The sequence below is a fragment of the Chitinophaga fulva genome (genome assembly GCF_012927205.1).
Lineage (GTDB): Bacteria > Bacteroidota > Bacteroidia > Chitinophagales > Chitinophagaceae > Chitinophaga > Chitinophaga fulva.
In genome coordinates this window covers 1669193-1692591 of record NZ_JABBGC010000002.1, presented here as the reverse complement: position 1 = coordinate 1692591, position 23399 = coordinate 1669193, and the positions used below count along the sequence as shown (strand labels likewise).

Sequence of the window (23399 nt, the reverse complement as noted above, 5' to 3'; positions counted from 1 at the left end):
TGATTAAATAACAGTGAAAATTTTTCCCATTACAAAATACCCTACAGACATGAACTCAAAATTACTATCCATGACTTGTTTATTGTACCCGTTCGTGTGAGGGTACCTGCAGTACAACTATTATCATATCAATAACAATATTCATTGAGTATGTAATACGATTACCTGCACCGACATACTGATGCCTTTAACCTGTTTCCAGCTGCTGTAGCCTGTTGGACAAGGATTGTTATTTCCTGTTGTAACAGAATATGACAGCATATTCAGGTACATACCTGATTTATTTCCTCATCTATTAATGACCGTTAGACCATGCCACTCCATGTAACGTCCCTTCATCCTGCCCAGCGGGATATCCTGATGGATTTGTTGATCAATGCCGAAAACTCGACCTATAATGTCGGAGGCGTAACCCGACTCACCGGTCCTCTTCACAAAGAAAAATTTATCGCCGCCGCTGAAACGCTGCCAGCTGTATTTGATGTGTACCGGATGAGGTTCGACCTCAATGACCAGGCGCCGCAAGCCTACCTGGACGATACCTTCACAACACAGGAGGTCGTGTGTATGGATTTCAGTGGCGCGCAACCGGATGCCGTGCAAAAATGGATCCGGGAACGCCTGGAGATACCTTTCCTCCTTCTTAAAGAAAATGCGCTCTGCGAACAATACCTGCTATCTATATCGCCGGATGAACACTATTATTTCTGTAAATATCATCACCTGATCAATGATGGATATGGGCTGGCCGCAAGTTACCAGTATGTGGCCCGTAAATACCGCTCTTTACAGGAGGGAACGGCCCTGGATTGGTCGCCAGTTTCCTATGTGGCGGCTGCCGGTGATGCCCTTGCCTACCAGCAATCACCAGCATACCAGGAAGATGCTGCCTACTGGAAAGAGCTGATTGATAAAAAGCCAGCTCAGTTGCTGGAACGAAGGTACCAGCACGCAGATGCCAATCCACGTCAATGCAGGACTTTCCTCCTGGAATTTACGGCTGCAGAGAAAGCGGCGTTAGAAGATTGGCAACAAGCCACCCAGGCAAATCTGCTCCGGCTGACGCTGGCAGCGCTCACTATTTACTTCGCCAAAACCACCGAGCACCCATCATTTGTATTCGGTACACCCGTACATCGCAGAAAGGATAAACAATTGCAGCAGATCGCCGGTATGTTTTCCGGTATTACGCCATTTCAGGGTGTTTATCAACAAGAGGATACAGTAGCTGCTTTGCTGGAAAATATGGCAGTTGCCAGGAAAAATGATAACCAACATCAACATTACCAGGTAGCTGATCTGAGCCGTTCCCTGAAACTCAACGGTACTACAGAGCAGCTGGTAGATATCCTCGTTAATCACGCTAACCTCAACTTAAACCTGGACTTCGGAGAAGGCATACAGGCTGTTACACAGGAACTGACAAGCGAGATCACCCGTTACCCGCTGGAACTGCTCTGGCGCGATTACGGGAAAGGACAGCCGCTGCAATTGAAGGTAGATTATTACCCGTCTTACTTCACAGAAACGGATATACGTTTATTGGTAAAACGATTATTGTATATCATACAACAATTCAATGGCGGGTTGCAACATAAACTGGCGGAAATCAGCATCCTGCCGGATGAGGAGCAAGTGCTGCTGGCTTCCTTTAACAACAATAATATAGATGTCGCGTCTTATCCTAATATCCATGCGCTCATAGAAGAGCAAGTGCGGCTTCAGCCAACAGCGGAAGCATTGGTATTTGAAAACCAAACGCTCACTTACCGGCAGCTGGATGAAAAGGCCAACCAGCTGGCGCATTACCTGCGTGAAAAAGGGGTACGGGAAGATACATTCGTTCCCGTATGTATGGAGCGTTCTGCAGAAATGGTCATCGGCATACTGGCGGTGCTGAAAGCCGGCGGAGCCTATGTACCGGTAGACCCTGCCTATCCGCAACACCGGATCACCTTCATGCTGCAAGATACCCAGGCGGCGGTAGTGGTCAGCAATGTGGCTGGCAGCCTGCCCCTGGACCAATATACCTCCGCAGAAATTATCGATGTCCGCCAACTGGCGGGCGTACTAGAGCAGTACCCTGTAACGCCGGTGGAAACGGCCTTACAACCGCAACACCCCGCTTACGTGATCTATACGTCCGGTTCTACGGGCAACCCGAAAGGCGTAACCATCACGCATCAGAACCTGGTGGCTTCCACACAGGCGAGAAAAGCTTACTATGGCAGCACCGGTACTGCATTGCTAGTACCCTCGTTCTCCTTCGATTCCTCGGTGGCGGTTATATTCGGTACGTTGTGCACCGGCGGCAGGCTGATCGTATGCCGGGAGGAAACACTGAAAGATGGGGAGACCGTAAAAAAAATACTCACCCATACGGATATGATTTTGTGTGTGCCTTCCTATTACCGGTTTCTGCTGGAAGAAGGACTGTTACAGGATGCTGCCTTGTCTGCCGTTATCCTGGCAGGGGAAGCACTCGAGGTAACACTGGCCCAACGTCATTTCAGAGAAGTGAAGCATGCAGCGCTGTATAACGAATACGGGCCTACGGAATGTACGGTATGGTCGTCAGTGGCACAAATACAGCCTGCAGACAAACTGATAACGATCGGAAAGCCGGTAGCGAATATGCAGATCCATATACTGGACGCACAGCAACGGGCCCTGCCAGTGGGTGTGACCGGGGAATTATATGTAAGTGGTCCGCAAGTGGCCAATGGTTACCTGCACCTGCCGGTCATGACCGCAGAAAAATTTATTGTCGGCCCGGCGGGCAACCGGCTGTATAAAACCGGCGATATCGGCCGCTGGCTGCCAGATGGCAATATCGAATACCTGGGCCGTATAGATGACCAGGTAAAGATCCGCGGCTATCGTATTGAATTAGGTGAAATCGGCCATGCGCTGCAGGAATGCCAGGGAGTTAAACACGCCGTAGTAGTGGCATGGACAGATGAACGTAACAACAAGCGCCTGGTCGGGTATGTTACCACTGGCGCTGATTACAATAAGATGGCCGTATTGGACCGGCTAAAAGAAAAACTGCCGGAATATATGGTGCCATCGGTACTCGTGGAACTGGCGCAGCTGCCTTTGTCTGTCAACGGCAAGGTGGATAAAAAGGCGCTGCCAGCCCCGGAAGCAGGTGACCTTGCACTACAGGAATATGTAGCGCCGCGTAATGAGGCAGAACAACAGCTGGCGGCTATCTGGCAGGAACTGCTGGGACTGCAAAGGGTAGGGATATACGACAATTTTATTGAGCTGGGAGGCGACTCCATCGTATCCATGCAGGTAGTGAGCCGCGCCAGGAGACTGGGATGTGAACTGAAAGCCAAAGACCTGTTCAAACACCAGACAGTGGCCGCGCTGGCGCAGCTGCTGTCTGTGAAAAATGTGGTGAGCGCCACCGGTGAACAGGGGCAGCTCACAGGTAAAAGCGGTTTATTGCCCATTCAACATTGGTACTTCGAAGAAGAAGGTAACAGCCAACCGGCATTGTTTACACAACAGTTACTGCTGGAAACAGGTAAGCAACTGTCACCGGTACTGCTGGAAGCCGCACTCCGGCAGCTTGTACAATACCATGATGCGCTCCGTTTTGCCTATCAACAGGAGGCTGACGGATGGCAACAATCCTATGGTGCTACGGAAGTTACCTTACATATCACGGATATGCGCAGGAAACAAAAAACCTGGCAGCAGCATATCCCCGCTTGTGTAGCAGAAAGCCAGGCGCGCCTGGACATTCATAGTGGCGTCATGTTGCAGGCTACCCTGATACAAACGCCCTCCGCTGAGGCCAACAACCGGTTGTTGCTCGTAGTACATCACCTCGCCATCGACGGCGTATCCTGGCGTATCCTGCTGGAAGATCTCAACCGCTTGCTGGAGCAGCCCACGGAGACAGCAGGCGCCGTATTGGGCGCTAAAGGCAGCTCCTGCCGCCAGTGGCATGATGCCCTGACAGCTTATGCGCAAAATAGCCCTTGCCACCGGCAACAACGTTATTGGGAGACAGTGGTGGCAAAACGTACGCCGTTACATACTGATCTGCCGCATACCGGTAAGATAACAGTATCGGACATACGCAAAGAAACGGTGCGCCTCGATGCGACGGCTACCCGCCGCCTGCTGCAGGAAGTACCAGCGGCCTACCGGACAGAAATTAATGATATCCTGTTGACCGCCCTGTCCATGACCCTGACGGCCTGGAATAAAGGCGCTGGTGTGCTGGTGGGCATGGAAGGACACGGCAGGGAAGAGATCGAGCCCGGCATTGCCGTTAACCGCACCGTTGGTTGGTTCACCAGCCAATACCCGGTATGGCTGGAAGTGGCTGCAGGCGTATCTACCGGCCACCTGATCAGGAATATAAAAGAACAGCTGCGCCAGGTACCGGATAAAGGTATCGGCTACGGCATCAGCAAATATATCGGCAGGCAGGCTGCCCTGCAAGGCGCAGTGCCCTGGGAAGTAGGCTTTAACTACCTCGGTCAGGGCGATAACATGCCTGCGGGACAAGGAGCCATTAAAACCTCGCTGTCTTCCCTGGAAGCCGGAGGATCACCACAACGTATCGTTCCCGAAAAACTGGCTGTCAACGCCATGGTCCGTGACGGCGAACTCGTTATAGAATGGAGCTACAGCCAGCTGCACTTCCACGCAGCCACTGTAGCGGGTATCGCGGCAGACTACCGTCGTCACCTGGAGACATGCATCATGCACTGTGCTGACCGCAGCCAGCAAGCACCGGTCACTTCGCCTTCCGACTACGGGCTGGGCGCTGTGATGACCAATGATGAACTGGACCACTTCCTCGATGCCACGGAAGCAGGCATCTCCAGGAGGTCCCAGGTGGCCGGACTATACCAGCTCACCGGATTACAGGAAGGTATGTTGTTCCATGGACTGTATGATGAAAAAAACGGCGCTTACATCGAACAGTTTGGATGCGAACTCCCCAATTTGCAGGTAGCGGCATTTCAAAAAAGCTGGGAGCACCTGATACAGCATCATACTATTTTCCGCAGTGCCTTCTACGCAAAGATTTGCAGTATCCCGGTGCAATGCGTATACCATAACGTTACTTTGCCTTTCACCGTGCTGGACTACCGGCACATGGCGGAAGCCGCACAGCAGGAAGCACTCAATGACTGGATGATAACAGACCGCCAACAGGGTCTGGACTTTGAAAAGGCGCCCTTGATGCGCATCACCCTATTCCGCCTGCAAGACGACAAATACCGCATGCAATGGACTTATCATCACCTGCTAATGGATGGTTGGTCATTGCCGGTATTACTCGGCGAACTGGTAGAAACTTACGAGGCCATCCTGACTAATCATTCCCTGCCATCACTGAAGACAGATGAATTCGGAGATTACATTCGTTTCCTGGCAGACAGGGACCTGTCGGCTGAAGAAGCTTACTGGCGCGGTTATCTGAAAGAGGCAGAGGAAGGGTGTTTGTTGCCCTTTGTAACTACCACCGCTTCCCGCACAAAAGGAGACGGAAGCTTCCGGGAAACATTGTTGCACCTGGATACGGTGACCCTTCAGCAGTTGGAAAGGTTTACACAACAACAACGTATTACCCTCAATACCCTGGTACAGGGCGTGTGGGCATACCTGTTATCCCGTTATACCGGCAGGCCTGCCGCCATGTTTGGCGTAACAGTCGCCGGCAGACCAGATGAACTGCCTGGTGTAGAGAAAAAAATTGGATTGTATATCAATACCCTGCCGTTGTACACCACCGTGGCAAGTGAACAAACAATCGCTGGCTGGTTACAGGAGATACAGGTTACGCAATTGCAAAGCCGAGAGCACCAGTATGCTGCGCTAAATGATATTCAGCACTGGACGGGCATCCGGGAAGAGTTGTTTGACAGTCTCCTGGTGTTTGAAAACTACCCGGTGAACCCTGCCTTGCAATCTCCTGACTGGAAATTGCAACTGCAACACTTTCAGGTACAGGAACAAGCTAACTATCCACTGACGATACGGGTGATGATGGCTGAAGGGCTTGAAATCGGCCTGGTATACAATGAAACGGTACTCGATGGCGCTTATGTCCGGATGATAGCCGCCCATTTTGAACAGGTATTAATACAAATAGCGACCCAGCCCGTCAATACCATCGCGGACATTACCTTGCTGACAGCAGCGGAGAAAACACAGCTGTTGTATACGTTCAATCAAACTGCGATACCTTATCCCGCGGAAAAGAGCATCACGGCACTTTTTGAAGAACAGGTGGCTCAAACGCCGGATGCCATAGCCGTGGTATACGATACAACGTCGTTTACCTATAAAGCGCTGGAGGAAGCGGCTAATCGTCTCGCACACCAGTTACGCAGTAAGGGCTTAAGAGCGGGCGCGTATGTGCCCGTATGCATGAAACGTTCCGCCGGTCTGATGGTGGCGGTACTGGGGGTGCTGAAAGCTGGCGGCGCCTACGTGCCGGTAAATCCGGAGTACCCTGCAGAACGGATATTGCAATTACTGACCGATTGCGATAGCCCGCTGGTCATCAGTGATACTGATTGGAAGGATACTTTGAAACTTGTTGTTGCTGATAAAGAATTGCTTTATATAGATGACAATCCGGACCTGCTGCAATATCCTGTCCATGGGTTGACTGAACAGCCTGCGCCGGCAGCAGTGGCGTATGTCATGTATACTTCCGGTTCCACTGGTAAGCCTAAAGGCGTAGCGGTTACCCATAAGAATGTGGTGAGCCTGGTGAAATCGCAGGAGTATATTACGCTGACAAAAGACGATGTCATCCTTTCTGCCGGCTCCCTTTCCTTTGATGCCACCACTTTTGAATATTGGGGCGCCCTGTTGAACGGCGGCTGTGTGGTGTTAAGCACAGAGAGCAGTTTGCTGGACATTGAATTACTAAAACAGGAACTTTATCAGCGCCGCGTCACCAAAATGTTCTTTACTACCAGCTGGTTCAATCAGTTGATAGATATGGATATTACGGTATTTGCCAGGTTACAGGAAGTGCTGACGGGAGGGGAGAAGATGTCGGAAAAGCATGCTGATAAATTCAGGCGCGCTTATCCGCATATCGCGCTGACTAACATATACGGCCCTACGGAGAATACAACTTTCTCACTTTATTACCGTATCCATGAAGCGACGGTTAGCGGCAACGTGCCTATTGGCCGTCCATTGAAAAACAGGACAGCGTATATCCTGGACAGTGAGGGCCATCCGGTCCCGGTTGGAGTAACAGGAGAACTGTATGTAGGAGGCGATGGTGTAGCAAAAGGATACCTGGACCCGGAACAGACCGCCGCCCGGTTTATACCGGACCCTTTCACCGATGACCCGGCAGCAAGCGTTTACCGTACCGGAGACCTGGCCCGCTGGATGCCTGATGGCAACATCGTTTACCTGGGCCGTATCGATGAACAGGTGAAGATCCGCGGATTCCGTATCGAACCAGGTGAAACGGAGCGCGTGCTGGAAGGTTGCCCGGGAGTTAAACAAGCAGTAGTCACCGTTTGGACAGATAAAAATCATAACCGGTACCTGACCGGGTATGTGGTAACAGAAAACAACTTTGATAAAGAAGCCATACTGGCATATCTCAAAGAAAGACTACCGGATTATATGACGCCGTCCTTCCTGGTAGCCCTGGAAGCGCTGCCGCTTACCGCCAATGGAAAAGTGGATAAAAAGGCGTTGCCGGCGCCAGATGATACCGCCCTCTCCGATGCGGCGTATATGGCTCCCCGTAATGAACAGGAAAACGTGTTGACAGACATCTGGCAGCAGTTGCTGGGCCGGGAGCGTATTGGCATACACGATCATTTCTTTGAGTCAGGTGGGCATTCCCTGCTGGCTATGCGGCTGCAATCTGCCATCAGAAAACAGTTGCAGGCAGAGGTGCCGGTAAGGGCTATCTTCAGTTATCCGACTATAGCAAGCCAGGCTGCCTACATCCTTCAGCAGACAGGGCCCGTGCAGCAAGGGATTACCGCGGAAGCATATACCGGCCCGCAGCCGTTATCCTTTGCCCAGGAAAGGCTTTGGTTTATCGACCGGCTGACCGGTAGTATACAATATCATATACCAGTGGTATTCCGTCTGACAGGAACAGTCAATAAACAAGCGCTGGAGATGGCTGTCCGTGAAATAGTCAACCGCCACGCGATATTGCGTACTATCGTTACTGTTATTGATGAAGTGCCGCACCAGCAGGTATTGGAGAGGGATGGATGGCAACTGGAAACAGTCAGCCGGCATGATCTCCATGCGGATATTACTGCTTTGCATGCTTATGTGAAAACGCTGATCGATACGCCCTTTAATTTGTCTGCTGACCATATGTTACGCGGACAGCTGATCGAGGTGGCGGAACAGGAGCACATCCTCGCCCTGACGCTGCATCACATTGCCGGCGATGGTTGGTCTGTCAGCATTTTTATGAAAGAGCTGATGGAGATGTATGCGGCATTGGACCATCAACAATTACCTGTTTTACCACCACTGGATATCCAGTATACAGATTACGCCCGCTGGCAGCGTACCTATATGTCAGCGGCGGTGCTGGAACAGCAACAAGCCTATTGGAACCGCCAGCTGGCTGATGTGACCACGTTACAGTTGCCGCTCGACTATACCCGTCCGGCTGTATTCTCCAACCGTGGCGCCATTGTACCATTCCATATCGACGATACGCTGCAACAGCAGTTACAGTCATTGTCGCAGCAGGAGGGGACTACCTTGTTCATGACATTGCTGACGGCATTTAAGGTGTTGTTATACCGCTACAGTGGCCAGGAAGATATCACGGTGGGCAGTCCTGTATCCGGCCGTACCCGGCAGGAAACGGAAAGCCTGATCGGATGTTTTGTGAATACCCTGGCATTACGCACGCAGCTGCAGGATAACCCAACTTTCGCTGCCCTGCTGCAACAGGTGAAAAATACAACCCTGGATGCCTACGAGCATCAGGACATACCGTTTGAAAAAGTAGTGGAAGCGGTCGTGAAAGAACGTGATCTGAGCTATAGCCCACTGTTCCAGGTGATCTTCACGTTACAGAACATGCCGGTGGTAGGCGATCTCGCATTGGGTGCTGCGCATATGCAACCGGAAAAGATCGCTTATACCACTGCCCAGGTAGACCTTAATTTCACGGTAGAAGAGACCGCAACAGGATTGTCAGGCAGCGTGGAATATTGTACGGACCTGTTCCGGGAAGAGACGATCATGCAGATGATCACACACTTTAAACAACTGTTAGCGGCCATCGTTATCAGCCCGTCCACAGCAGTAGGCTTTTTGCCGATGCTGCTGGCAACTGAAGAAACACAGTTGCTGGAAGTCTTTAACCAGACAGATACCTCTTATCCGGCTGATAAAAGCATCACAGACCTCTTCGCAGCACAGGTAGCCCTGACACCGGATACTACAGCCCTGGTATTTGAAGGTAAGGAGATAACCTACCAGGAATTAGATACAGCTTCCACACACCTGGCGCAATACCTCGTGGAAGAGGGAGTAACGCCGGGGATGCGTGTACCCATTTGTATGGAGCGTTCAGATAAGCTGATCACTGCTATCCTGGCGATATTAAAGGCCGGAGGCGCGTACGTGCCGGTTGATCCTCATTACCCGGTGGAACGTATCAGTTATATGTTAGCAGAAAGCAACAGTACGCTCCTGCTCACCACAACGATGCATCTGGCTGCACTGGGGCATACAGGTACAGCCATGAAGTTCATCTGCCTGGACCAGCTGGCCGAAACGCAGATGGCAACGTCGATGTCGGCACAATTACCTGTAGCCCTTCCGCAGGACCTGGCTTATGTAATTTACACTTCCGGTTCTACCGGCACGCCAAAAGGAGTGATGGTAAGCCATCAGAATGTGGTGAGCCTCGTGAAAGGGGTGGACTATGTCTCTTTCAGTGCGGCGGACCGTTTGTTATCTACCGGCGCACCTTCTTTCGATGCCGCTACCTTTGAGTATTGGGGCATGCTGCTCAATGGTGGCCGCCTCATTCTTTGCCCGGAACAACAACTGCTGGACAACGAGGTGTTGAAACGTGAAATCAGCACGCACCAGGTAAATATGATGTGGTTTACGGCGAGCTGGTTCAATCAGCTGATCGATACCGACATCCGTATTTTTGAAACCTTATCAGTAGTACTGGCCGGTGGAGAGAAATTATCGGAAGAACACATCAATAAATTAAAACGACAATATCCTGCACTAACCGTTATTAACGGTTACGGTCCTACGGAGAACACCACCTTCTCTATTACCTACACAGTAGAGGCAGGTGCTGTGAAGGTGCCAGTACCGGTAGGCCGACCGCTGAGCAACCGGAAGGTATATATCCTGGATAGCCGCCGTCAGCTGGTGCCGGTCGGCGTTACGGGCGAAATCTATGTAGGAGGTGCCGGTCTTTCCTTAGGCTATCTCAATTTACCTGAGCTGACGGCAGAACGTTTCATCTCCCACCAGTTTGGTAATAACAGCGTCGAAAGACTTTATAAGACCGGGGACCTGGGATGCTGGCAAGCAGATGGAAACGTGCTTTGCCTGGGCCGTACAGATGACCAGGTGAAGATCCGGGGTTATCGTATTGAACCGGGTGAAACGGAAAGGGTACTGCAACAATGTGAATGGGTAGAACAAGCGGTGGTGATGGCGCGTACGAATGAGCAAGGCAATAAATATCTTGCTGGCTATATTGTGCCGGCAGGGACCTTTGAAAAAGAAAAAATACAAACTTACCTCAGGCAGCTGTTGCCGGACTATATGGTGCCTGCTGTGCTGATACCATTGGAAAAGCTCCCACTGACGAGCAATGGTAAGGTGAATAAACGTGCATTACCAGAACCGGACCAATCCCTGATGCCGGCAGCAGCGTATATGCCTCCACGTAATGCCACCGAGCTGGCGTTGACTGGTATTTGGCAGCAATTGCTGAATGTGTCAAGGGTAGGTATATATGACAACTTCTTTGAACTGGGCGGACATTCCCTGTTGGTAACCCGTGTTGTATCTGCGATACGCCGCGAGCTGGAAGTAGAGGTGCCCATACGTGACCTTTTCACTTATCCGGTGGTGGCCACACTGGCGGACCATATCCGTCGTCAGCAACGGGGTACTGTGCTGCCGGCCGTTACGGTCTTTCCACGGGAAGGAAAGCTGCCGCTTTCTTCTGCGCAGGAAAGGTTATGGTTTATAGACCGCATGGAAGGCAGCGTGGCTTATCATATGCCGCTGGTGTTAAAACTGGATGGCGACCTGGACGTGATGGCATTGGAAGGCGCCCTGAAAACCATTGTAGACAGGCATGAAGCACTACGTACTGTTTTCCTGGAGGAAGACGGAGAGTTAAGTCAGCATATCCTGCCTGCCGATGGATGGCAGCTGCAAGTGATAGACAGGACCATGGAAGCTGACCGGAAAAAGGTATTGGAAGAAATTACGGATTGTTATAATCAACCATTTAACCTGGCGACGGATTATATGTTGCGGGTGCAACTGGTGCAACTGGCTTCCCGTGAGCATTTCTTCGTAGTGGTGCAACATCATATTGCATCCGACGGGTGGTCCGTGTCAATATTGCTCAAAGAACTGATACGGCTGTACGAAGCTGCGCACCGGCATCAGTCACACCAGCTGGAGCCACTACAGGTACAATATGCTGATTATGCATTGTGGCACCGGCATCACCTGCAGGGAACTGTGCTCGATCAGCAATTGTCTTACTGGAAAGAAAAACTGGATGATACGGCTACGCTGCAGTTGCCTACCGATTTCCCGCGCCCTGCCACACAAAGTACCCGCGGAAATACCTTGTATTACGAAGTGGATGGTACACTGACAGCCGGAATAAACCAGCTGTGCAAACAAACGGGGACTACCCTGTTTATGACGATGCTGGCGGCTTTCAAGGTGTTGCTATACCGCTACAGCGGACAGGAAGATATCTGTGTGGGCAGCCCTATTGCCAACCGTACCCAGCAAACCATAGAACCGCTGATTGGTTTCTTTGTTAATACCATTGCACTGCGCAGCAACCTGGCCGGTAATCCGGACTTCCTGTCCCTGCTCAAACAGGTAAAGGCTACTTTACTGGAGGCATATCAATACCAGGATGCCCCGTTTGAGAAAATAGTGGAAGCGGTGGTGAGCGACCGTGATATGAGCCGTACACCGCTGTTCCAGGTGATGTTTATCTTACAGAACCTGCCGGAAACTCCGGACCTGCAGTTGGATGATGTGCAGGTAACGATACAGCCGGTCCCTAACAGCACCGCCAAATTCGATCTGACGGTGGATGTTACGACTACTGATACCGGTCTGCGTTTCCGTGTAGAGTATTGCAGTGATCTTTATCAGGAGGCTACCATCGCCAGGATGATGGAACATTATCTGATACTCCTGGAAGCGATTGTGGCAGCACCTTCCCGGCAGATAGGAGCATTACCGATGCTCACGGCTGCGGAAGAAAAACAATTATTGCGGACGTTTAATGATACAGCAAGTAGTTATCCTGCCGGCATGGCAGTGATAGACCTGTTCGAAGCGCAGGTCCGGCAGACGCCGGATGCTACGGCAGTTGTTTTCGGAACAGAACAGTATACCTACCGGCAGCTTAATGAAAGGGCTAATCAACTGGCCCATTATCTACGGGAGAAAGGGGTGGTGGAAAATACACTGATACCTGTCTGCATGTCGCGCTCGCTCGGAATGATCACCGCTATTGTGGGCATCCTGAAGGCCGGCGCCACTTATGTACCGGTAGATCCTGCTTATCCGGAGGTACGTATCCGTTATATCCTCTCTGACACTCATTTTACTTTGATGATTACGGATGAGGCCAGCCAGGGGCTACTGCCGGCAGACATTGCAGCGGAACGTATGATGGTATTACCGGCGGATATATTGTCGGGGCAACCGGTTACGGACCCCAGCCGGTATACTTCTCCGGACAAACTGACTTACCTCATCTATACGTCCGGTTCCACCGGACAGCCGAAGGGGGTGGAAATGCCTGACAAGGCTTTGTTTAACCTGCTTTGCTGGCAACAACAGGAGATCGATACCCGGGTGCCTAAACGTATACTACAGTTTGCCAGTATCAATTTCGATGTGAGCTTCCAGGAGATATTCTTCACGCTCAGTTTTGGCGGCAGCCTTCACCTGGTGGACGAACAACGGAGGAAAGACATGGCCATCCTGATGGAACAGATCAATACAGAAAAGATCAATTGTCTCTTCCTGCCTTACGTGGTGTTGAAAAACCTGGTGGAATACGCACAGGAAAGCGGTATCTATCCGCAATATTTACAGGAAGTGATAACAGCCGGCGAACAGCTTAAATTGAGCAATGACCTCCGGTTATTCCTGGAAAAAGGTAATACGCGCCTGTATAACCAGTACGGGCCAACGGAGGCGCACGTGGTGAGCGCCTATACGATACAGCGGGAAGATTATACCCAGCGGGTGCTGCCGCCCATTGGCAAACCGATTGCCAATACCCGGTTATACATTTTGGATGCCAACGGCAATCCATGCCCGGTTGGAGTGCCGGGAGAATTGTTTATCGGTGGCGTGCAGGTAGCCAAGGGGTACCTGCATCTGCCGGAATTAACAGCGGAGCGCTTTATGGCCGATCCGTTTGATGTAACCGGGAATGGCCGCTTGTACAAGACCGGTGATGTCTGCTGCTGGTTGCCGGATGGTAACATCAATTACCTGGCGCGTAAAGATGACCAGGTGAAGATCCGCGGGAACCGTGTGGAAATAGGCGAGGTAGAAAGCGTACTGGGTCAATGTGAACTGGTGGCGCAATGTGTGGTACTGGTGAAAAATGACCAATACGGCAATAAACGGCTGGTGGCCTATGTGGTGCCACAACATCGCTTCGGGAAAGACGAGCTGCGCACCTGGATGCAGTCCAGGTTGCCGGAGTATATGATCCCCTCCCTTTTTATCACTTTGCCGGAACTGCCATTGACAAATAATGGTAAGATCAATAAACGCGCATTGCCGGAAGCTGACCTGAGCGCGCTTGGCGGGGCTACGTATGTGGTGGCACGCAACCTGACGGAACAACAGCTGACAGATATCTGGCGTGTTTTATTACAGGTGGATAAAATCAGCATACACGACAATTTCTTTGAGCTGGGAGGCCATTCGTTGCTGGCCATGCGCCTGCAGTCTGCCCTGCGTAAATACATGGAAGTGGAAGTAGCTGTGAAATCCATCTTTGCTAATCCTACCATCGCGCGATTGGCAGCGTTTATCCGCCAGAACGGCAAGGGCTGGCTGCTGCCGGCAGTAACACCTCAGCAACGGCCGGAATTGATTCCGCTGTCGTATAGCCAGGAACGGTTGTGGTTCGTTGATCAGATGGAAGGCAGTGCACAATACCATGTGCCGGTAGTATTACGCATGGAAGGTGTCCTGGATAAAGGAGCGTTGGCAAATGCCTTCCGGGACCTGCTGGTCCGTCATGAAGTATTACGGTCTGTCATCGTCCAGAAGGACGGGTATTCCGGTCAGCAGATATTGCCAGCACAGCAATGGGAGCTGCAACAAATCGATTTGCGTGGCCGCCAACAGGCGATAGCGGATTATCGTACCCTCGTGCATACGTTGATAAGAAAACCTTTTGATCTCACCAAAGAGTATATGCTACGGGTGCATCTGATCGCGCTGGATACTACTACGCATATCCTGGTGATGAACATGCATCATATAGCTTCTGATGGTTGGTCTATCAGTGTCCTGTTCAGGGAATTGATTACCCTTTATAATGCTTATACTACCGGAGAAAACGTGAAGTTACCGGCACTCGAAATACAATATGCAGACTATGCCATCTGGCAACGGAAGTATATGTCGGATGAGGTATTGGCAACACAATTGTCGTACTGGCAAGAAAACCTGAAAGATGTACAGGCGCTGCAGCTGCCGACAGATAAAACCAGACCGGCAGTAAAAGGTAAAAATGGTGCTGTAGAACACCTGCAATTCGACCGGGAGCTGACAGATCAGTTGCTGGCCCTGTCGCAACAGGAAGGGGTAACGCTTTTCATGACGTTGCTGGCAGCCCTCAACGTGTTGTTGTACCGTTACAGCGGACAGGATGATATCTGCGTGGGCAGCCCTATTTCCGGGCGTACACGCCAGGAGGTGGAAAGTCTTGCCGGCTTCTTTATCAATACCCTGGCCCTGCGCAGCAGCCTCACGGGTAATCCCGCATTCCTTTCCTTGCTGCAACAGGTAAAACAGACTACGTTAAGTGCTTATGAATACCAGGAGGTACCATTCGAAAAGATCGTGGACGCGGTGGTGACGGAGCGTGATATGAGCCGCAGCCCGTTGTTCCAGGTGATGTTGGTCTTGCAGAATACACCGGATATTCCTGAGCTGACGCTGGGAACGGTACAGCTATCAGAGGAGCCACTGGACCATACTACCGCTGTATTTGACCTTAACTTCTGCCTGAAGGAAACGGAGGCCGGGCTCTCCCTGATCATTCAATACAGTACAGACTTGTTCTATAGTGATACGGTGAGAAGGATGGGTAAACATTTTGAGCAGTTGCTGCGTTCCGTTACCCGTGAACCTGCCACCTGTATATGTGCGTTACCGTTATTGGACGCAGCGGAAGAGCATTTGCTGCTGGAAGGCTTTAATAGCAAGGTATCGGCGGTGCCGCAGGGTATTTCACTGCCTGGCTTGTTCTCCGCCAAAGCAGCAGCTTTCCCTGACGCCGTGGCATTAATGTTTAAGGATGTTACGTTGACTTATAAAGAGCTGGATGAACGCTCTAACCAGTTGGCGCACTACCTGCGCGATAAGGGTGTTGGCCGGGATACGCTGGTGCCTTTATGTATTGAACGTTCGCCGGAGATGATCATCGCCATATATGGCATCATGAAAGCAGGCGGTGCTTATGTACCGGTAGACCCCGAATATCCGGCAGACAGGATACAATATATCCTTGCGGATACCGCCGCGGGTATTATGGTCAGCAGCCCTGCTGTCAGCGACAGGCTGGGGGCCGCTGTAGATGGTATAGAACTGGTCATGGTTACAGACGCGGACTTATTCGCCGGTTATCCGGTAACAGCGCTGCCAGATGGTCCTGCTGCCAATGATCTGGCCTATGTGATCTTTACTTCCGGCTCTACCGGCAAACCCAAAGGCGTATTGGTGGAGCATGGCGGTGTGGTGAACCTGGTGTATGATCAGCAGGAGCAGTTACAGATAGAAACCGGAAGCCGCGTGCTGCAATTTGCGACTATCGGATTTGATGCCTCCTGTATGGAAATATTCTGTACCCTGTCTCATGGCGCCGCATTGGTGCTGCCGCGTAAAGAAGACCTGATGTCTGCTGCCGGATTTACTACGCTGATCAATAAACGGAAAGTGGAGGTGTTATTTTTACCGCCGTCCTATTTGCACAGCATGAAAGAAATGTTGGGCAGGGTGAAAACCATTGTATCCTGTGGTGAACCGTTAAACAGGGAGGATGGAAGATATCTGCAAGCCAGGGGTGTGAGATTCATGAACGCTTACGGCCCTACGGAAAACAGTATCTGTACCACTGCATCCGCTGATCCCATCCGGGAAGATGGTGTAGTGGTGATCGGGAAGCCGGTGGCCAATATGCAACTGTATATCCAGGATGCCCACGGTGGATTATGCCCGATAGGGGTAGCGGGGGAGATTTGTGTGAGTGGCGCCGGTCTGGCCCGTGGTTATCTCAACCGTCCGGAACTTACCAACGAGAAGTTTGTCATCAATCCTTTCACCGGAGATGGTGAAACCCGGATGTACCGTACCGGTGATCTGGGGCGCTGGCTGGCAGATGGTAATATCGAATACATGGGACGGATCGATGACCAGGTGAAAGTGCGCGGATACCGGATTGAATTGGGTGAAATAGAAAACGTGCTGCAGGAATGCGAGCATGTTAATGAAGCAGTGGTAGTAGTGAAAGGCGGAGAGCATGATAATAAACTGCTCGTGGCTTATGTGATACCGCATCACGAGTTCAATAAAGACGCTATCGTAGCTTATCTGAAGCGTAAACTGCCAGACTTTATGGTGCCCCCGGTGATGATTCCGATGGAATCATTCCCGCTGACGCCTAATGGCAAGATCGACCGGAAAGGATTGCCATCGCCAGCATCCCTGATGCCCACTGATCAGCCGCAGGATGCTCGTCCTGCTAACGAAATCGAAGAGCAGCTGCTGGAAATCTGGAAAGAGGTACTGAACTTGCCACGGTTAAGCATACACGATAATTTCTTTGCCGCTGGCGGTAACTCTATCACAGCGATCCGGTTGATCGCCAAGATGAAGGTGGACTTCCAGGTTTCTATTAATGACCTCTTCCAGCATCCTACCATAGCCGGTATCTCTAAATATGTGATTTATGAAAAGAATCACTTTAAAAACAAACTGGCGGCATTGATGTCCAGGTTTGATCCGGCACAGGTAGATCACGAAGCCATGCAGGCGCAGGCAGCGCATATGCAGCGGATGCTGGAAGAACAGCAACGGCCATATCTCGAAGAAGTGAAAGCATGGCAACAGCTGGATGTCAGCAGTACCACTACTTATCAGCAGATCTTACTGCTGGGGGCAACCGGTTACCTGGGTATTCACCTGTTGTATGACCTGCTTCAGCGGAACGATACGCCGGTATGTGTGCTGGTGCGGGCAGAGAGTGATGAAGCGGCTTTCAGCCGGTTATCGGAAAAGTATGCCTTCTACTTTGGTACGCCATTACCTAAAGACCAGGCAAAGCTGCGGGTATGGAAAGGAGATATCGCTTTGCCACAGCTGGGAATGGATGCTGCCGTGTTTGAGGCGCTGATGTCCGAAACGGATTGTATCCTGAATACGGCCGCTAACGTAAAACACTATGGTAGTTACAGTGAGTTTGAAGCGGTGAACACCCGCTCCGTACAGACGATATTGGATTATTGCAAAACAGGAAGGAAGAAGGTAATCCATCATATCTCTACTACCAGTGTGGCTGGTGTGGCAGAAAAAGGCAGTACCGATTATCTGTATACCGAAGCCGATTTGTTCAAAGGACAGGAAGTGCCTAACTTCTATGCGAAGAGTAAACTGGAGGCGGAACGTCTGCTGGATGCAGCCAGAGAAGAAGGGGTGGAGGTCAATATCTACCGCGTAGGCCACTTGTCATTCCATTCTGCTACCGGTAAGTTCCAGGAGAATATTGACAATAATGCTTTCTATAACCAGATCAAAGGGTTTATTTCCTTCCAGGTGATGCCGGAGGAATTCAATGAGCTGGAATTGTCTAATATTGACCAGGTATCTGCTGCGATACTGCAGATTTTTGACAAGCCGGCATTGCTGAATAGGAATTATCATGTCCGTAATCCGCATCTGCTCTCTGCTGCTGAGTTTGTGGCTTATCTGAACAGTTACGGGTACGATATGGAGTTGACGAATGTGTATACCTATTTGGAGAGGATGCTACAATCATACAATACTAAAAAAGACCTGATAGACCGGTTGTTCCTGCAGGCGGACCTATTTGGTGACGATAAGCAGGATATGGGGCATCCATACCAGGTATGTTATGAGGCAACGAATGCAATCCTGAAAAAGATGAAATTCAGATGGGCATACCCCGACGAAGAAAAAGTGCACCTGATGATTAAGTATGCCGTGGAAGTAGGCTTCTTTGAACCTGTTAGTAAGAAAGTCGTTTCTCTGAGAGATTATTGATCCTTTCAGCCGGAATTACAGTAACATTCAAAACCTCGCGCTTGTCGCGGGGTTTTGTTTTTTGATGGAGCGTTCAGCCGGATCAGGTGTTCGCGGTTGGTTGACGTATGCCTTTACCCAATTGTTGCTGTCCCCAGTTATGCAGATGCTCTATAAACGGTATTAATTCCCGTCCAGTGTCACTTAATGAATACTCTACTTTAGGCGGCACTTCATGATACATTTTCCGGATGATCAGTTGATCATCTTCCAGTTCCCTTAAAGTTTGGGTAAGCATTTTGGTGGTGATGTCAGGCAATGTCCTTTTCAGCTCTCCATAACGCAATATCGTTTTTGAATTTAAATGCCATAGGATACGGGCTTTGTATTTTCCTCCTATGCGCCTGAAAGCATATTCAACTCCGCAATTCTTTATATGATCAGGTAGTTCTTCTTTATTTTTCATTTTTATTTTTTAGTAACTAATTGATATACAATTACAGATACTTATTGGTAGGTAAGATACCAATAAGTACATACTTGCCAAAGGTAAACCAGTGAGTTAGTTTTACGGCTCAGATCTGAACCAGGATTAAATCGAAAATTTTGAAAGATAAAAAGCTGTATACAATGGAGCTAGTAGAAAATAAAACAGGTAAGATGAAAGCGATCAGGCAGCACGAGTTCGGCGGTCCGGAGGTGTTGCGTTACGAAGATGCACCTATTCCTGCGCTGGAGCAGGGTGAAGTGCGGGTCCGCGTTCATGCCATCGGAATAAATCCCCCCGATTGGTACCTCCGCGACGGATATAAGATGTTGCCTCCTGAATGGCGGCCGCCGGTATCCTTCCCGGTAACTTTGGGGACAGACATCTCGGGCGTTGTGGAAGCGGTGGCCGATGATGTTAATGGTTTTTCAGTAGGTGATGAAGTATATTCGATGGTGCGCTTTCCCAGCTACGGGGCAAGCAAGGCTTATGCGGGGTATGTCACAATGCCGGCTTCGGAAGTGGCGCTAAAGCCGACCGGTATTGATCATATCAGTGCTGCCGCAGTACCGATGTCATTGCTTACAGCATGGCAGTTCATGATTGAGGTCGGCCACAACGAGCCCAATCCGCTTCAGCCGGACAAACATGAGCCGGTACCGCTCGAGGGCAGGACTGTCTTAGTGAACGGGGCCGGAGGAGGTGTTGGACACTTCGCTGTACAATTAGCGAAATGGAAAGGCGCCACGGTGATCGCAGTGGCATCCGGTAGACAGGAAACGTTACTGCGAAGCCTGGGGGTCGATGAATTCATCGACTATACGAAGATATCTGTCGAAGATGTGGTGCGTGAAATTGATCTCGTCATCGACTGTGTTGGTGGGCCAACAACCGGTCGTTTCCTGCGCACGCTCAAACGTGGCGGGGCTTTGTTTCCAATTTTCCCTTTAGGCTTCTCTGGCAGGGAAGAGGCGGAGAAGCTGGGTGTCACAGTATCGGCTACGCAGGTTCGTTCGAACGGCGCACAGCTGGCAGCGCTCAGTCGATTGCTTAATGACGGAACGGTCCAGGTGGTCATTGACAGCACATTCCCGCTTGCCGATGCTCGCCAGGCACATGAGCGAGCCGCCCGTGGCCACATCCAGGGCAAGATAGTGCTTACTGTTGACTGAAATTTATGTTGATCTCAACGTATCTGCCAGGAGTTTGTAGATACATCATCATGGGAAGAGGTTATCGAAAGATGGCCTCTTTTTTCACTTTTATTTCTTTTTCCGGTTTTCAAGCATGGTGGCAATACTGATAGCCGAACAGTCGGTGATCAAAGCTGCTACTATTGCAGATGGCATAGCGTCCGCATCCGAAAAATTGATGCATCCTTTCTGGAATTTCGCGGCAGGCAGCAACTTTACGTATTTGGCATGCAGCGGCTCATTCATATAAATTGGCAGGCAGTGCAGCGACATATAATTTTTGGTGCTTGCCAGGCCATACTTCATGTAGGAACGTTCTTCGTAGAGGATCATTTCCTTTCCCATCATCGGTTTAATGACCGGGGTGACAGTCGGATCATTCGCCATAATTGTTTCATGCAACATGCTTAGGAGCACTTGCCTGTCAGCAGGCATACTGCTGATGTATTCAGATACAGTCATGTTTTCAATTTTATGATCACCTTTAGCCAATGATGTTTATTTCTTATACAGGCAGGTCATAGCTGCGCAACTGGCCATCACCGGTCGTCAGCAACAGTTGGTTATGTACCAGCATTACGTTGATGATATTACTGCTGTAATCATAGATGTAATCCGGGTTGGTAGTAGGATTGCCATCCAGGTCATAGGCTGTAAATTCAATACCCTCCGGCATTACCTCCGCCTTGCAACGTAAATCTTTTCTGTCCAGCAATAACAATCTGCCAAACTGGGAAATTACCAGGATGTTATGATCATCTACAAAGAATACAGTATAGTTGATGTTATCCGGTTCGGCGGCAGGAAAGTCTTTACTGCCATCGAAAATGGCGGACTGGTCCTGCGTTGCTACCTTGTTGATTTCAGGGAAGGCGTAAATTTCTAACGGCTCGTCATAATGCGGGGCCATCACATACTCTTTCCCGGATGGGGCAAAGTTGCCCATGATCATATTATCACATTGGGAAAGTGCTGTCAGGGAAACAGTGCCGTCGTTCGACTGTAATTGCATCAGGAGAGATTCCTCCTGTCCGGCAGCGGCTTCCAGCAGGATAATATTATTGTCAGGCGTAGCATGAAAGGCATAGGCGTATCGATGGCTTTCCAGCAGGGGGTAGGAGGCAATTACTTCAAAAGTCGCCACATCCATGACCTGCAGCTCGTCTGTTTCATTTTCCTCACCGGGCAATACATACCAGATTGTTTTATTATCCCGGGAGAAATAACAGGCAGCACCCAGGAACCAGCCCCAGGAGCCATGTTCCACTGTATGTAGTACTTTGGTCCCTTCTGCATTAAGAATACGCATGTCGGTCATACCGGCGATAGCAATCAGCTGACCATCAGAAGAGGCAGACAGCTTGCTGCTTACATAGTTCGTGTTCTGCCCCTGCATGATTTTCTCCCACACAATTTCAAGGTTGGCACTGAGCTTTGTAATCAGTGGCTGGCTTGCAAAGTTCATCAGGATCTCACCGTTCGGTAACGGCACTACATTTACCGGGTTAGCAGTGAATGTCAGTTTGTTCTTTAATGGCAGGTTTATATGCGGAAATTGACTCATGTCTTTTGTTTGTACCGCCGCAAAGGTAATACACAACAACTTTTCTGACAACCTGCGTTGTTTTTCTTTTGTTTTAGTCCTCCACCCACATCCCGGTACGCTTGGCCAGATTTATCTTTTCCTGGCCATGCACGGTCATCAGCCCGGTTGCAATCATGCGTTTCGCCCGTTCTATATTGGGTTTGCTCCATTTGCTTTTCGCTTCCTCCATTCAGCTCTGGTGGGGGCGTATACCGCTTGTCTTCCATCAGGTGTTTCCATACGATGATCGTTTTTGGGTGATTGTTTTGACAAATGTAGGACCCGGGTTTGACAACCTTATGTCAGGAGAGGGTGACTTTTTCTCCTTCCCACCCGGTGTTGCGCAGAAATTGTTCCCAATTCAGGGTTTCGGGGTTTATTTTTCTGCTCCATAATAAGTCACGGTCTTCCCGGAAATATCCATATTCCACCGCGTACTCAACCATGCCTGTAAGCTCCCGTACTAAAGTTTCGTTTGTACTGAATGCCGGAAAATGATGAAGGAGCTCATCCCGCGTAAATGCTGAACTATAGACTGCTTTCTTCCCGGTTACCCTGATAAAGGTGTCTACCATTTCCTGCGGAGAAATAATATCGCCAACAACGGGCAGGGATTGCCCCACGTACTTGTCCGGATTTGAAAGGATCTCTAAGACAGCCGGCCCTGTCGCTGTAAGCGGGTCAACAAAGGGGGCACGAAAGTCTTTAGGCAGGTAGACAGGAAATACCAGGGTATCGCCGTTTAAGACAGGCGTGTAAAATTCCATCAGATTCGTGTAGAAGAAGGCCATGTGTATAAACGAACTTTTGATGGGCAGGGTACGGATATATTCTTCGATCTTAGCTTTGTCCGTAAAATGTGGGGCGAATTTTAGCCCTTTGGTAAGTTTATCTACATTTTCCAGGCTGCTGAAGACGATATGAGGCACTTGCGCCTCCATGGCTGCATCGGCCAACTCTTTGCCCAATTCGAACTCATGAGTTGCCGGGGGAGCAATGTTGGGCGTCATCAGGAAAGCCCCATCAGCACCCTGGAAAGCTTTCACAAACGCTGTTTTGTACCCCAGGTCAAGTGGTATGCTCACCAGCTCCACTCCTTGCCGGGAGAGGGCGAGCGCTTCAGGGGAGTCCATACGGCGGGTAATTCCCCGTACCCGGTACTTCCCGGAGGCCAACAGCGTGCGGGCGGCACTAAGTCCCTGTTTGCCCAAAATACCCACGATCGTGATAAGCGGTTTGTCTTTTTGTGTGTCTGCCATGTCTGTTGTTAAATTGGTCGTCATATCAGTGATTTTTAGAACTATAATTATTATAGTTGCAAAAGTATTTTTAGTGGGGTACATTTGCAATAACTATCAAAACAGATAGGTGCAAAAAA

Annotated in this window: 7 protein-coding genes; 2 read left to right on the top strand and 5 right to left on the bottom strand. The window is 50.2% G+C overall.

Translation table 11 applies throughout. The annotated features are described in order from the left end of the window. The first annotated feature begins 312 nt into the window (after positions 1-312). On the top strand, positions 313-18777 hold the full coding sequence (locus HHL17_RS22995) for a non-ribosomal peptide synthase/polyketide synthase (protein WP_169227122.1): 18465 nt from the start codon (positions 313-315) through the stop codon (positions 18775-18777). A gap of 82 nt (positions 18778-18859) precedes the next feature. Here the strand turns inward: HHL17_RS22995 and HHL17_RS22990 are convergent, their stop codons facing one another. Further along, positions 18860-19222: a winged helix-turn-helix transcriptional regulator gene (locus tag HHL17_RS22990; RefSeq protein ID WP_169227121.1), complete on the bottom strand. Its 363-nt coding sequence runs from the start codon at positions 19220-19222 to the stop codon at positions 18860-18862. Between the two features lie 140 nt (positions 19223-19362). Here HHL17_RS22990 and HHL17_RS22985 point away from each other — a divergent pair, with 140 nt between their 5' ends. Further along, complete coding sequence (locus HHL17_RS22985; protein WP_240975939.1) at positions 19363-20415, top strand: NADP-dependent oxidoreductase; 1053 nt, start codon at positions 19363-19365, stop codon at positions 20413-20415. Positions 20416-20505: 90 nt separating this feature from the next. Here HHL17_RS22985 and HHL17_RS22980 read toward each other — a convergent pair whose 3' ends face one another. The 4 genes from HHL17_RS22980 to HHL17_RS22965 form a co-directional block, all read right to left on the bottom strand. Then, positions 20506-20898, bottom strand: a complete 393-nt coding sequence (locus HHL17_RS22980) for a hypothetical protein (RefSeq protein WP_169227120.1) — start codon at positions 20896-20898, stop codon at positions 20506-20508. Between the two features lie 43 nt (positions 20899-20941). After that, positions 20942-22000 carry a WD40 repeat domain-containing protein gene (locus HHL17_RS22975; RefSeq protein ID WP_169227119.1) on the bottom strand — a complete coding sequence of 353 codons (1059 nt, stop codon included), beginning with the start codon at positions 21998-22000 and terminating at the stop codon, positions 20942-20944. A gap of 73 nt (positions 22001-22073) precedes the next feature. Then, a complete protein-coding gene (locus tag HHL17_RS22970; protein WP_169227118.1) occupies positions 22074-22211 on the bottom strand; it encodes a YdeI/OmpD-associated family protein in 138 nt (45 codons plus the stop codon). A gap of 112 nt (positions 22212-22323) precedes the next feature. Beyond that, a complete protein-coding gene (locus HHL17_RS22965; RefSeq protein WP_240975938.1) occupies positions 22324-23304 on the bottom strand; it encodes an NmrA/HSCARG family protein in 981 nt (326 codons plus the stop codon). Positions 23305-23399: the final 95 nt, after the last annotated feature.